The organism is Paenibacillus aceris (assembly GCF_017874035.1).
GTDB classification, from domain to species: Bacteria; Bacillota; Bacilli; order Paenibacillales; family NBRC-103111; genus Paenibacillus_E; species Paenibacillus_E aceris.
Genome location: NZ_JAGGKV010000001.1, coordinates 128347 through 141379, shown reverse-complemented (window position 1 = coordinate 141379; position 13033 = coordinate 128347). Strand labels below are relative to the sequence as shown.

Genomic DNA, 13033 nt, shown 5'->3' with positions numbered 1-13033 from the left:
TCCATGATATATATGAAGTGACTCATACTTGACGAATGGAGTGAGATGAATGAGAATCGCCGCGCAACTGTATACGCTTCGTAATTTTCTGAAAACCCCTGGAGACATTAGCGAGAGTTTGAAAAAAGTAAAGGAGATGGGGTACCGGGCTGTACAAGCTTCCGGAGTAGGACCGATTGACAACCAAGAATTTAAAGCGCTTGCAGACCAGGAAGGGTTAACGATCTGCGCCACGCATATTGGGTACAATGATTTGCTGAATGATATGGATGCCGTCATCGAGAAGCATCAGGCATGGAATTGCAAATATGTCGGTTTAGGCGGCCTTCCTCCGGAATTCCGTGAAAACAGCCAAGGCTACGCCGCTTTCGCGAAGCAAGCCTCAGAGTTTGGAAGACAACTGAAAAGTGCTGGGCTGCAGTTCATCTACCACAATCATGATTTTGAGTTTGCCAAATACGAGGGGAAGACAGGCATGGACATTTTGTTTGAGCTGTCGGACCCGGATTGCGTGGATTTTGAGCTGGATGTCTATTGGGTACAAGCAGGCGGGGCCGATCCAATCGAGTGGATTCGTAAGATGGACGGACGCATGAAGGTTGTCCATTTCAAGGATATGATTGTGACACCGGATCGGAAACAGCGTTTCTCAGAGGTCGGTGAAGGCAATATGAATTTTAAAGGTATTATTCAAGCATGTGAAGAAATTGGCGTGGAGTGGGCCGCGGTTGAGCAAGACGATTGTTATGACCGCAATCCGTTTGAGAGTTTGGAGATCAGCTTTGCCAATCTTGCCAAATTAGGGGCAAAAGCTTAGTGCCAGACGATCCGTAATCGGAAGTTTGCTTCCATGCAGCAAAGAAAGGTGTCTTAATTCAACGGGAGAACCATACTTTAGTAAGGACTTTTCTTACGAAAGGATGATTTTCCTTGTTGTATCGGCCGCATTTGATTACACGAAAAATCATTCCTGAAGTTCAGGAATTTCCGATGCTATCGTTATCAAGCCGAATCACCCCGGAGCATCTGTTTTATATCCGAAATCATTTTCCATACCTAATCGTGGATATGGAAACATGGGGACTGAGGATTGAGGGTTGTGTAAACAGACCCATTTGTTTGCGTTATCAAGATCTTTTGCACATGAATCAGGTTTCTATTCCTGTAACGCTTGAATGCGCTGGGGAGAAGAGAGCCATGTTTCAACCGAAAGTTCGCGGTGAGCAGTGGGAATTAGGTGCAAGCAGTCACGCTATTTGGACAGGGGTCCGACTTGTTGATGTCCTGTTTGCAGCTGGCATTCAAATGAATGCGATTGAAGTGACTTTTGAAGGGATGGATAAAGGAACCAGGACGGATATGCCAGGGGTTTTTACTTTTACCAGAAGTTTACCGGTCAAAGAAGCACTGAATCCCGATATTCTGATTGCTTTATACATGAATGGAAAGCCTTTGCCATTTCGCCATGGTTATCCCGCGAGGCTCATTGTTCCAGGATGGTATGGGATGGCTTCTGTTAAATGGCTGCACCGAATCAAGGCTATTAACCAGCCATTCATAGGACCTTTTCAAGCTATTGATTATGTATATAAAAACAAATCCTCCTCTTCGACTCATGCGACACCAGTCACGACGATCCGTCTTAACTCAACGATTGCACAACCTTCCGATCAGGCAGTGTTGGCGAGAGGAGAACACAAGCTAGTCGGTACGGCGATTTCAGGCGAGTATCCTGTCGTTCTTGTTGAAATCAGCGCAGATAACGGAATGACATGGCAGCGTGCTTCTTGGTTAGACCCGCAGGAGTCATATTCTTGGAGACGTTGGTGCCTAAAGTGGGATCTAACGAAACCAGGAACATATGACATCTGCGTTCGAGCAACAGATGCTGCTGGGAATGTGCAGCCAGAATTGGCCGATTGGAACTTAAACGGGTACGGCTATAATGCGATTCAAAAAATACGAGTCTATGTGGATTGAGCCGTTACATGTAACATGTATCACAGAAGATATGAAGACCTGGACACATATGTGTATCCAGGTCTCTTTTTTTTTTGAAAATAATTGCTTGCTCTTTGTTAAGAGACGTGACTTATCAGTTCGATGATGTAGGATGCTGCTGTTGTTGCTGAGTATGGTGGGCATGATGCTGAGCATGATGCTGAGTATGCTGAACATGGTGGTGTTGAGGATGGTAGGTATGGTGATGCATAGGATGATAGGCATGGTGATGCATAGGGTGGTGGGCATGATGATGCATAGGATGGTACGCAAAGTGATGGATAGGATGGTAAGCTTGGTGATGCATTGGAAAGTAGGCATGGTGATGCATGGGATGATAAGCATGATGCATAGGATGATAAGCATGGTGTTGGGCATGGTGAGCCTGTTGGTGATGTGGATGAGCAGGATAGTGCGTTCCGGGTGTCATTGAAGGTTGTTGATAAATAGGAAGATTGTCACCCGTCCAAGTCGGAGCGTGCCCTGCAGGAAGTTGAGTCTCCGTTCTAGTTGCAGTCTGATAATCAGGGAGGATAACCTCTGTTGAAGAATTACGTTGTGTCATGTTCTTTCCCCTTTCGGTATAGGCATACGTCATCCTATGCAGGGATTAGAAAGTTGGGCACATGTCTTACTAAATTGGGCTTAGCTCAATTGTTAAATGGATACAATCATCTTTTTCGAACATAGATCCATTCGCCAACTTTCGCAATAATGGGCTTATTCCGACTCCGGCATTGAAAGAGCGCAAAGTAGGAGAAGTCCGGATGAACATACTGTTCCGTCAGATAGGCAGATTGTGTGCTGCCTGGGATTCTGTGGTTATTCAGAACCTTTATAACAACTTCCTTCGATGCGATCCCAAAACCATATCCATGACCATAGACGAGATCATTTTCCATCAGGATGACGTTTTCTCCTTTTCCCCAAGGTATCTTAGGTTCAAACTCGGGGTTCAGGAAGTAGAGTACATCACCGGTGACGGCTTCCTCATGAACTGTTCGATTGATAAGGTGCAAATTGCTGTTAGAATCATAATCAAATAATAAAAGGTCCGAATTCATAATATCGAATTTCTCAGGATCTATGGACTCTAATATGGCTTTGTATAAAACAACGACGACAGCCATTGAACATTCGAACGCGTAAGATGTTCCATTCGTGAATATATCCCGTATCGCATCTTGTGGAGCAACACCACTTTTCAACTGAAACCTGCCCTGATCTGTAATGTCCCAATACGCGGGATTGCACATAGAGTGTTTGAAATCAGCAAAATAGACACCGCTTTTACTCAATGCTCTTGAGGACTCCATGATTTGGGTTCGCATGTACAATTCAAACAACAGGGTATCAACTGAATCGTACCGATACTCGAAAGGGCTGATCTGTTTCTTTTGATAAATGGTTCGTTCTAACTCGGACAGCGTACCTTCTCCAAAGGCTACTTTACTGGTACCTTCGATTACGATCATGGACTTCTCCTCATTTTAAAAGATCAGTAAGAGTGACTCCTCTATTTTTATGTGAAAAATTGACTTTATGTGCGCTGGATTATTAACCCAGCTGTGAGATACCAAATTGCCGTGCCGTTCCTTCAGGCAAATTAATAGGTTAGATTATGCCATATAAAGAAGGAGGGTTATTCCAAATGACTACGCGTAAACCTTCGCCATCCTTTCATTTCGCTTATGTCACGAATTTCAACGATGATACCGTGTCGGTGATTGATACTCGTACAAGAGAGGTTAAGGCAACTATTAAAACTGGTAGAGGACCATTTGAGATTGCCGTTACACCCGATGGAAAATATGCTTATGTTGTCAATAAACGGGATAACACCGCACAAGTAATCAAACGATCAACAAATACCATTATTCGCACTATCCAGGTTGGAAAAAGTCCCTCTGATGTAGGGACATCACGAAAGTTCGTCTATGTGACGAATTCAGCTGATCGTACCGTTTCGGTCATATGTATGAAAAAACAAAAAGTCGTGCATACGATAAAGGTTGGAATTAACCCGGTAGGAGTAACAACTACGCCTAAGAAGTCGGGCAAAAGAACTTTAGGCTTTGTAAGTAATAACACCAGCAACACGATTTCTATTTTCGACGCGAAACATAATAAGGTTATTGACACGATACCAGCTGGCGTCGGCCCTGATCAAATTGCTTTCACAATGGACCGTAAATTTACTTATGTCACCACGGATACTAATGTTCTGGTAATAGGAACTCATAGCCGAAGGATTATAAAAAAGATTCGAGTTGGACTTATACCGATTGGTGTAGCTATAACCCCTAACAACAAATTTGCTTACGTAGGCAATGAAGGCGATAACACCGTTTCCGTCATTAAAATTGCTAATAATAAGGTGATAGCTACCATTCCCGTTGGGATCAAACCGGGTATTGTAGCCATTACTCCAGACAGCAAGTTTGCTTATGTTGCTAATTTTGGAGAAAATACAGTTTCTGTAATAAGAATCAAGGATAATAAGGTTATTGACACGATAACTGTAGGAAATGCAGCATCCGGACTTGCTATTATCCCTTTATAAAATTTCTAGCAGGAAACGCTACTTAAATAAAAGACAGCTGCAAGTCTAGAACGATTTCTACGAGTTCTAGACTGCAGCTGTCTTTTTATTTGTGTCAGAGTCTAGCGAAGCTGACTTTATACTGTTTGACGCCATAAACAAACGGACTTTGAATATAGGTCATCTCTGAACCGGTGACAAATTGAATATCTCTGAACCGTTTCAGGAGCGTCTCCATCACGATTTGCCCTTCAAGCCGGGCTAAAGGTGCACCTAGGCAGAAATGTATGCCGAAGCCAAACGAAAGGTGGGCATTTGGTTTGCGGTCCACAATAAACGTATCCGGATCGGCAAATTTTGCCTCATCGCGATTAGCTGATGCCACCCAAGAGACAACTTGCTGACCTTTTGTTATTAGGAAATCTCCGATTTCCACGTCCTGTGTCGCTACTCTTCCTATGGCTTGAATGGGGGGATAGAAACGCAGGACTTCCTCAAGAAAACCAGGAATAAGTTCTGGCGAATCGCGAAGCTGCTGTTGGAGCGTTATATCTTCCGTCAAGCGGCGGACAGCGTTTGTAATTAAGTTGGTCGTCGTTTCATTCCCAGCAGCGAGGAGCAGGATTGAAAAGCCAAGTATTTCTTTGTCGCTCAGCTTTTCTCCTTCAACTTCGGCTTGCAGCAAAAGGGAAATCAGATCTTCTTTGGGCTCCACACGCCGCTGCTCAGCAATCCGGGCGAAATAATCACTCAGCTCGTCGGTGGCTTGTTCTTTCTCTGCGATGATCTGCTTGAACGCCTCGTCCGTGTTTTGATCCGGTCCCTTGACAAGAATGTCCGACCATTCCTTGAACAAGTTGCGATCCTCTGGGGGAACGCCGAGAAGTTCCGCAATCATAATCACCGGCAGGGGAACAGCCAGATCGGACACTATATCCATAGTCTCTTTGATTTGCACATCATCCAGCAATTCGTCGGTGATGGAGGAGATACGTGATGCCAAATCCGAGATTACCTTGGGTGTAAACGCCTTGTTCACCAAACCTCTCAGTTGGGTATGACGGGGAGGATCCATCGTAAGGATGGTTTCTCTGTCTTTCACAGCCAATCCGCGCTTGGAAGAGAAGGTGACGGGATCTTTAAGAATACGGTGAATGTCCTCATAGCGAAATACATCCCAGCAACCTCTGCTTTCATCATAACGAACAGGTGTCGTTTGGCGAAGTTGGTTAAAGACTGGAAAAGGAAGAAGCCGTTTTTCCTTCGTGTTCAATTCTGCCATTGGAATAATATTGGCGTACCGTTCGGATTTGTTCATGTCTGTTCTAGTAAACTCCTCTCCAAATTCAAACTAAAGGTTAATTTGCCCCGGTGTTAACAATTAATTCCTGTTAGTTTTCAGTAGACATTCAGTCAATGTTCAACCGACTCTCAGTTGGATTTAACCGTTTCTTAAGAAACCAGGTCTATACTTCAACTTGTAAGAAAAAAATCGAGAAGAAAGGTGGAGGAGAGCATGAGGCATGAAAATCCGATAGGCAGGTTTAACCCTGACAGCCAGTTCTCAGCAGAAGGTCATTATCACCACGGATTCCATGGTGGACCTATTCTTTTTATTGCAATCGGACTCCTACTGATTATCCTTGCATGGGTATTTTGGAAGAAAATCAAAAAAAGAAGAACGGACATAAACCAATTGGTTCAGCCAGCCTTCATTTCGGACAAGCATTCCGTCATGTATGATGCGCAATCCGCGCAGCGTGCGGCTGCCTTGGATCAATGGGAACGAAACTTACTTAAGGAGGACAATATCAATGGGCATCTTTAAACGTGTGAACGATATCGCTATGGCTGGCATCAACGAGGTACTTGATAAAATGGAGAATCCGCTTAGTATGATTAAACAATATATTCGGGAATTGGAAGGGACGATCGCCGAAGCGAAGCTTGCCTTATCAAATCAACTGATTGCCGAGCGGAAGTATGAAAGCATAATCACCGAGCTGGATCAAACTGTACAGAAGCGCATCCGCCAAGCGAATATCGCGATTGACCGGAATGAGGAAGAAATTGCGCAGATGGCAGTGGAGGAGAAGCTAACCTCTGAGAGAAAGCTTAAGACGTATCTAGAGCAATATGAGGCTATAAAGCAGCAAACTTTGGCTTTAGCGGACCAGTTGAAAAAGTTGATGGAGCTTTATAACGAGTTGCAAAACAAAAAGCTATACTACTTATCTAGAGTCCATACAGCTCATGCAATTCAAAATGTGAACAATACGATTTACTCGGTTAATAGCGAGAATATCCGGAATAACTTCAATAGAATGGAGGAACAAATCTGGCAGTTAGAAGCTAAGGCCGCGGCAACGCTTAGGGTGAACCAAATCGTTAGCTCCTCTACGTTGAGCGCACCGGATATAGCTTTCAAAGAAGATGTAAGGCATGAACTAGAGCGATTAAAAGAAGCAAGAAAAGCAATGTAAGGTCGGAAATACGGAGTAAAACAGTGTCGATAAGAACTTCATTTCATTAAGATACCGCGTATATCGCGGTATTTTTGTTTTAATGACCGAGAGCATAGTTTATCCTCTAAACATCAAGATGAACTGCCTATCCGGCTATTCGTCATTTGTGATAAACTGGATATAAATGCCTAGGGATTGGAATGGATGAAGTAACTCTGATAAGGAAGGTGTTTGAAGATTGATAAGTAAAAACAATCAAATTCAGAGCTATCTAGATCGCATCGGTTTCAAAGGATCGCTTAATGGCAGCGCAAAGACGCTGGCTGACCTGCAGGAGCGACATCTACACACGGTTCCATATGAGAATTTGGATATTCTGGAACGCAGAGCTTTATCCTTAGATCCGCAGGACTTGTATCAAAAGATTGTAATACGCCAGCGCGGTGGGTACTGTTTCGAATTAAATGCCTTATTCGGCTGGCTGCTGCGTGAGCTTGGTTACACGGTTACTGACTTGGTTGCCCGTTTTTGGCGCGACGAGCCGAATCTCCCGCCAAAAAGACGCCATCACGTCCTGAAGGTAGAAGCCGAAGGCGTTAACTACCTGTGCGATGTCGGTGTAGGCGGGATCGTACCGTGCAGACCGATCTCTTTCATCGAGGGTCTTGCACAACAGCAAGGTGAAGAGTGTTACCGCCTCGAAAAAGATCCTTATTATGGCTGGGCGCTTTGTGAGCAGAAAGCCGGAGGATGGAATCGCATTTACTCCTTCACAGAGGAACCACAGCTGCCGAAAGACTACCTATTTGCGAGTTTTTGGTGTGAAAATGCTCCTGATTCGATTTTCAACAAATACCCGATTGTTGCGATACGAACTGCCGAGGGACGGAATACAATCGCTGATCGCGAGTTCCGCATTTTTAGCTCTGAAGGTGTAAGAACCTTCACACCGGAGACAGATGACGCGTATAATGCAGCATTGTTATTACATTTTGGCATTCATCTTATGTAAATATTAAGAACGCTAAACTTCAAACTCTAATTATGACAATCGGAGCTCTCTGATAAAATTAGAAATCACAAAGACGATAAATCCAATGAATACAAATAGTAGTAGGTATAAGATGGATGTTTGCTTAAAAACGATGAAAATCCCAGCCATTGAATTTGCCGCTAGGAATAACAAGGTGAAAATGACGGATGTGTCACTCAGTCGCGGGGTTCGATAAATTTCCAGTGAAGTGAATCCAAGTCTCTTTTGATAAAGAGTAAGGACGATGACGAAATGAATTCCAACAAAATACCATGATGCCAAGGAATAATCCTTTTCGAGCATATCTAAAGTGAGTTCAATATCGAAGTGATGGAATACATAGGTAGTTCCAAACTCTAAAAGTCCGCTGACCGTTACGCCTACAGTTATCATAATCATCATATAGACCCAACGTATCCCTGTAAGAAAGGCGAAACATGAAATGGCTAATGCAGGGGGCGCAAATGTCATTAATATTACCACATCAAAATATTGAATTAGGGTAGAGATGCTTGAGCAGAAAACGGAAACCATCAAGATCTCTTTCCAAAAAGTTAACGGCTTAAATCGAAAAACCACCAACCCGTTTATCAATATGGCTAGCCATACAAATAATGAGACTAGAAAAGAATTTGCTACGTTCATCCTTAAGTACCTCCGAATTCATGTTCAACAAAGAAGCCTGCTCCTCATCATACTTCGGAGTATAGGTTGTGTCTACCGATTGCACAATTTAACGATTTATAAAAAAACAGCTGTCTTAGCGCCACGTCACTATCATGCGTTACAAAATTATAGATCATACCATAGGGCTGCCGTGTGGCAGCCCTTTGCATGTAAGGCTTTAAACATATTTTTCCTTCAGGCGTTTAATGTCTGCCCGGGGAGGTGAACCAAACATACGAGAATATTCGCGGCTGAATTGGGATGCACTTTCGTAGCCAACCCGGAATGCCACATCAGCGGCATCCGCTGACTCAGCTAATAAAAGGCGGCGTGCTTCCTGCAATCGCAGCTGTTTTTGAAACTGAATAGGGCTCATAGCGGTTACTTCTTTGAAGTATCTGTGAAACGAAGAAATACTCATACTGGCTATTTCTGCAAGCACCTCAATTCGCAAGGGCTTATCACAATTAGTAATAATTTGTTCAATAGCCTCCCGGATTCGATAGGTATTGCTTCCTTCCATTGCGATTTGTGCCAGTGAAACTCCATACTGCCCTTGCAGAAGCCTGTATAGAATTTCTTTTGTGTAGATAGGCGCAAGGAACGGAATATCTTTGGGGTTATCCAGCAAACGAACTAATCTAAGTATGGCATCCAGTATAGATAATTCTATCTGGCCGACAAACATTGCTCGTTTCGTATTTTCTTTCGGGGTGATTTGAATATCAGAGTCATGGATAACCTCTAAAATATGACTCTGCGTAAATTCAAGTTTTAAACTCAAATACGGAGCGTTGGGAGAAGCTTTGATGATCTGACCGATCACCGGCAAGTCCATGGATGAAATCAGGTAGTCGGCAGGACCATATTCGTAACGCTCCTGAGCCAGCAATATCTCTTTCAAACCTTGAGCTATGAAACATAAAGAGGGCTTGTAAACTCTATAAACCGGCTCGGTTACTTGTGAGCGGCGAATCAAAAATAAAGATGGGATAGCGGACTCGTAAACTCCGTCCTGACCCGAATGTCGCTCAATGAGTTGGCTGAGCTCATTCTGCTGTTCATATATGCTTTCAGACATAAGATCCTCCTTGTTCCTTCAACCTATATGGCTCCATTATAAAACAACATTCTTCGGTTCGAAAGTGGTTGTAAGAGGATTAGGCAATCATATGGTACGAATGGGATATCGGTCTTTTTTTAATGTGTTGCATAATAAGGATAAACTTATCGTGACATAAGCAAGAGGAGAGGAAGATGAATGATGAAAAAGCGTAAATTGGGTAAAAGTGAAATAGAAGTTTCTGCAATTGGTTTAGGCTGCATGGGAATGAGCCAAAGTTTTGGTCCGCTGCCAGAAAAGAAAGATGCCATTTCTTTCATCCATGCGGCCGTTGACCGCGGTGTTAATTTCTTCGACACGGCTGAAGTTTATGGGCAATCACACCACAATGAGGAGTTAGTAGGTGAAGCACTTGCTCCGTTCAAGGGAAAGGTGCTCATCGCTACTAAATTTGGAATCAAAGTAATAGGGGGCAAGCAGGTGCTTGATAGCAAGCCTGACGTTATTAGACAATCAGTTGATGGCTCGCTCAAACGACTTAAAATTGAAACGATCGACCTCATCTATCAACATCGTGTTGACCCAAATGTGCCAATCGAAGAAGTGGCCGGGGTCATGCAAGATCTAATCAGGGAAGGAAAGATCAGACATTGGGGGCTTTCTGAAGCAGGGGTGGAAACGATCCGTCGCGCACACGCGGTACAGCCGCTTACAGCAATTGAAAGTGAATATTCCATGATGTGGAGAAGCCCTGAAAAAGAACTGCTGCCTGCCATTGAAGAACTGGGAATCGGTTTTGTTCCATTTGCCCCACTGGGCAAGGGTTTCCTTACGGGAACCATTGATAAGAATACTACATTCGGAACCGACGATTTCCGCAGCAAACAGCCTCGCTTCCAATCCGAGAATCTTGAAGTAAATCAGGTTTTAGTTGATCTGATCAAGCAGGTCGCTGCAGAGAAGAAGGCAACGCCAGCTCAAATTGCACTCGCATGGGTGCTTGCGCAGAAGCCTTGGATTGTGCCGATTCCCGGCACACGCAAATTGGAGCGTTTGGAAGAAAATCTTGGCGCAGTAGACGTCGAGTTGACTGCAAAAGAGCTAACTGATCTAAACGACGCGCTGTCTAGCATTGAAGTCTTGGGAGATCGCTATCCGGCAGGTTCTGAATATGCCAATAGAACGGGAAAATAAAGACCGATCTAAATGGATGGGCGATATCGATAAAAGGAATTTGGAATGAGGTGTAGAATATACTGAATTTGGGAATTGATATTTGCCCGAATAATGATAGAAAATGAGGAAGAAACCCGTGCCCCTTAATAACTTCGGTAAGCTTATCGTGCTTGGTGCCAGCTGCTTTATCCTATCCATTCAACCTGCATTTGCAGCGGGCTCAATAGCTTCTGCAGCTGCTGCGGATCACCATGAAATGAAGCTAAAATTAAATGAGCAAGTAGTGACAGTAAATGGTCAAAACCAGACGCTTCCGGTTCCGCCGACTTTAATGAACAACGTGACGATGGTGCCGCTTCGCTTTGTTGCAGAGTCGCTGGGGATTGCGGTGAATTGGGAGGAACTTACACGGACAATTACATTGTCTACGGCCAAAACCACGATAACACTGACGATTGACAGTAAGGATGCGAGGATAAACGGAGTCTCTGCTACATTGGAGCAGCCTGCAACCATACTGAATAACACGACAATGGTGCCCCTGCGGTTTATTTCTGAAAATATGGATCAGACGGTCTCGTTCGACAATGCCACGCTTGCCATTACGATCGCTAGTAAAACCATTCCATCAGTAGCAGTTCAGACAAAGCGGGATAAACCTACCGTAGATAATTTAACCTTTGAGCTGCCCAGTTCAGATACCAATGATTTTAAAATTAAAGATATCATTTCGGATTCAAATAGCAATGTGTATATGATAGATTATAATGCGAAAAGCTGGAGTAACCCGTATGGAATTTTGTCGTATGATCAAATCACCGGGGATGGAAAATATATCAAACACATGACATTTATTGATAGTAAATTTGATATCCAATATAAAGATTCAAAGGGCACTATGCAGCGTATACCTTCTATGAACATTACTCCCAAAAAGCTATTTTACAATAGTTCAAACAACAAATTGTATTTGATGGCGCATGCAGCGCAAACCTATGTCGAAGAAGCAACAGTCATTTATGAGGTCCTGCCAGAAGTGAAGATGGTGACGTACAATTTAGACAGCTCCATGAATGAAGAGAATAACTTTCTCTTGTTTATGGACCAAGGACATTTTTACTACAGCAATACGTTTAAGGGGAGGGTGTACGACTTCCAGGCACCAAATGAAACGAAAGTAATTGGAAGCATACCCGATAAGCATGCGAGTTATGTTTCTACAAACTTGGATGGCAGCATCTATGTGCTGGATAAAGAGAACAGAAACATTAGCAAGATTAACCTGGATGGTACTGTTAGTGAGGTGGCCAAGGTTCATTTGGATCTAATTACAGGAGCTTCTTCTCGCGATGGCTATTTCTACGTATCCGACGCTAAAAAAATATACCGAGTCGACGTTTCCGGAAAATTAGAAGATTATGTTCGTATTGAGGGTTTAACCTATAACGTTGGCTTATTCGATCCCAAAACACAAACATATGAGCAGCCTGCGGTTTATAATAAAATCGAAGACGGAGAATCCGTAGTCTATCAGGTCAAGGGTCCCAGCTCATTAAATGTAGGGGGCTTTCCCTTATTCACGATCGATAATAATGGGAACATTGTTATTTATGACAGCTTGAACCATATTCTTCGACGGATTAATGTTTATTAGGTTTTGTCTGATTCAACAAAGGAACTTGTTTAGAAACGCGAATGGCTGCTTAGGCAGCCATTTTTTATTTGATCTATGTTCATAGGGGAACTTCAGGCCGCTATTTTGCCAAAAAGATCCCTTTGCGTGAGGGAGAGGGAACTAGGGTCTGCTATTTCGCTATTTTGACACATAGTTGGGCGATGGAGGTTGAATAAGAGCCTGTAGTTCCCCTCCAACCTACGAAATTACACTATTTGCATGAATAAGGGAACGGAGTTTCCCTATTTATGGCGGTGCATCCATGTTTGGGATAAGAGAATACCGGATTGAGAACCGAATCGGGGTAAGAGAAGTCGAAGGTAGCACAAAGTAGAACAAAAAGGGAATGGATATGGGGTGGAAAAGCGAATCGACCGTGTGTGTAGCCCCATATCCAATTCCCTCCCCATTT

Annotated in this window: 13 protein-coding genes; 9 read left to right on the top strand and 4 right to left on the bottom strand. The window is 43.5% G+C overall.

The genetic code is table 11. The features are described 5' to 3' along the window. The first annotated feature begins 49 nt into the window (after positions 1 to 49). From J2Z65_RS00625 to J2Z65_RS00615, 3 genes are all read left to right on the top strand, one after another. Positions 50 to 817, top strand: a complete 768-nt coding sequence (locus J2Z65_RS00625; protein WP_193580870.1) for a sugar phosphate isomerase/epimerase family protein — start codon at positions 50 to 52, stop codon at positions 815 to 817. 173 nt (positions 818 to 990) lie between these two features. After that, positions 991 to 1980, top strand: coding sequence for a sulfite oxidase (locus J2Z65_RS00620; protein WP_338111659.1), 990 nt, complete (start codon positions 991 to 993; stop codon positions 1978 to 1980). Between the two features lie 145 nt (positions 1981 to 2125). Further along, positions 2126 to 2434, top strand: a complete 309-nt coding sequence (locus tag J2Z65_RS00615; RefSeq protein ID WP_167056575.1) for a hypothetical protein — start codon at positions 2126 to 2128, stop codon at positions 2432 to 2434. A 238-nt stretch (positions 2435 to 2672) separates the two neighbouring features. Here J2Z65_RS00615 and J2Z65_RS00610 read toward each other — a convergent pair whose 3' ends face one another. Next, positions 2673 to 3476, bottom strand: a complete 804-nt coding sequence (locus J2Z65_RS00610) for a protein-glutamine gamma-glutamyltransferase (protein ID WP_167056578.1) — start codon at positions 3474 to 3476, stop codon at positions 2673 to 2675. 176 nt (positions 3477 to 3652) lie between these two features. Here J2Z65_RS00610 and J2Z65_RS00605 point away from each other — a divergent pair, with 176 nt between their 5' ends. Beyond that, complete coding sequence (locus tag J2Z65_RS00605) at positions 3653 to 4564, top strand: YVTN family beta-propeller repeat protein (RefSeq protein ID WP_167056581.1); 912 nt, start codon at positions 3653 to 3655, stop codon at positions 4562 to 4564. A 94-nt stretch (positions 4565 to 4658) separates the two neighbouring features. Here the strand turns inward: J2Z65_RS00605 and J2Z65_RS00600 are convergent, their stop codons facing one another. Continuing rightward, positions 4659 to 5861, bottom strand: a complete 1203-nt coding sequence (locus J2Z65_RS00600) for a cytochrome P450 (protein WP_167056584.1) — start codon at positions 5859 to 5861, stop codon at positions 4659 to 4661. 198 nt (positions 5862 to 6059) lie between these two features. Between J2Z65_RS00600 and J2Z65_RS00595 the strand changes: the two genes are divergently transcribed. From J2Z65_RS00595 to J2Z65_RS00585, 3 genes are all read left to right on the top strand, one after another. Then, complete coding sequence (locus J2Z65_RS00595; protein WP_167056586.1) at positions 6060 to 6371, top strand: hypothetical protein; 312 nt, start codon at positions 6060 to 6062, stop codon at positions 6369 to 6371. Beyond that, positions 6358 to 7026 carry a PspA/IM30 family protein gene (locus tag J2Z65_RS00590; protein ID WP_167056589.1) on the top strand — a complete coding sequence of 223 codons (669 nt, stop codon included), beginning with the start codon at positions 6358 to 6360 and terminating at the stop codon, positions 7024 to 7026. The genes J2Z65_RS00595 and J2Z65_RS00590 overlap by 14 nt, the downstream gene beginning before the upstream one ends. 220 nt (positions 7027 to 7246) lie before the next feature. Beyond that, positions 7247 to 8020, top strand: coding sequence for an arylamine N-acetyltransferase family protein (locus tag J2Z65_RS00585; RefSeq protein ID WP_193580871.1), 774 nt, complete (start codon positions 7247 to 7249; stop codon positions 8018 to 8020). Positions 8021 to 8050: 30 nt separating this feature from the next. Here the strand turns inward: J2Z65_RS00585 and J2Z65_RS00580 are convergent, their stop codons facing one another. Both J2Z65_RS00580 and J2Z65_RS00575 read right to left on the bottom strand, forming a co-directional pair. Further along, positions 8051 to 8686: a hypothetical protein gene (locus J2Z65_RS00580; RefSeq protein WP_167056592.1), complete on the bottom strand. Its 636-nt coding sequence runs from the start codon at positions 8684 to 8686 to the stop codon at positions 8051 to 8053. Between the two features lie 199 nt (positions 8687 to 8885). After that, on the bottom strand, positions 8886 to 9788 hold the full coding sequence (locus J2Z65_RS00575; protein WP_209855638.1) for an AraC family transcriptional regulator: 903 nt from the start codon (positions 9786 to 9788) through the stop codon (positions 8886 to 8888). Between the two features lie 183 nt (positions 9789 to 9971). On the opposite strand from J2Z65_RS00575, the gene J2Z65_RS00570 reads away from it, so the two are divergent. Both J2Z65_RS00570 and J2Z65_RS00565 read left to right on the top strand, forming a co-directional pair. Beyond that, positions 9972 to 10964, top strand: a complete 993-nt coding sequence (locus J2Z65_RS00570) for an aldo/keto reductase (protein WP_167056915.1) — start codon at positions 9972 to 9974, stop codon at positions 10962 to 10964. Between the two features lie 118 nt (positions 10965 to 11082). Then, positions 11083 to 12600, top strand: a complete 1518-nt coding sequence (locus J2Z65_RS00565) for a stalk domain-containing protein (protein WP_167056595.1) — start codon at positions 11083 to 11085, stop codon at positions 12598 to 12600. Positions 12601 to 13033: the final 433 nt, after the last annotated feature.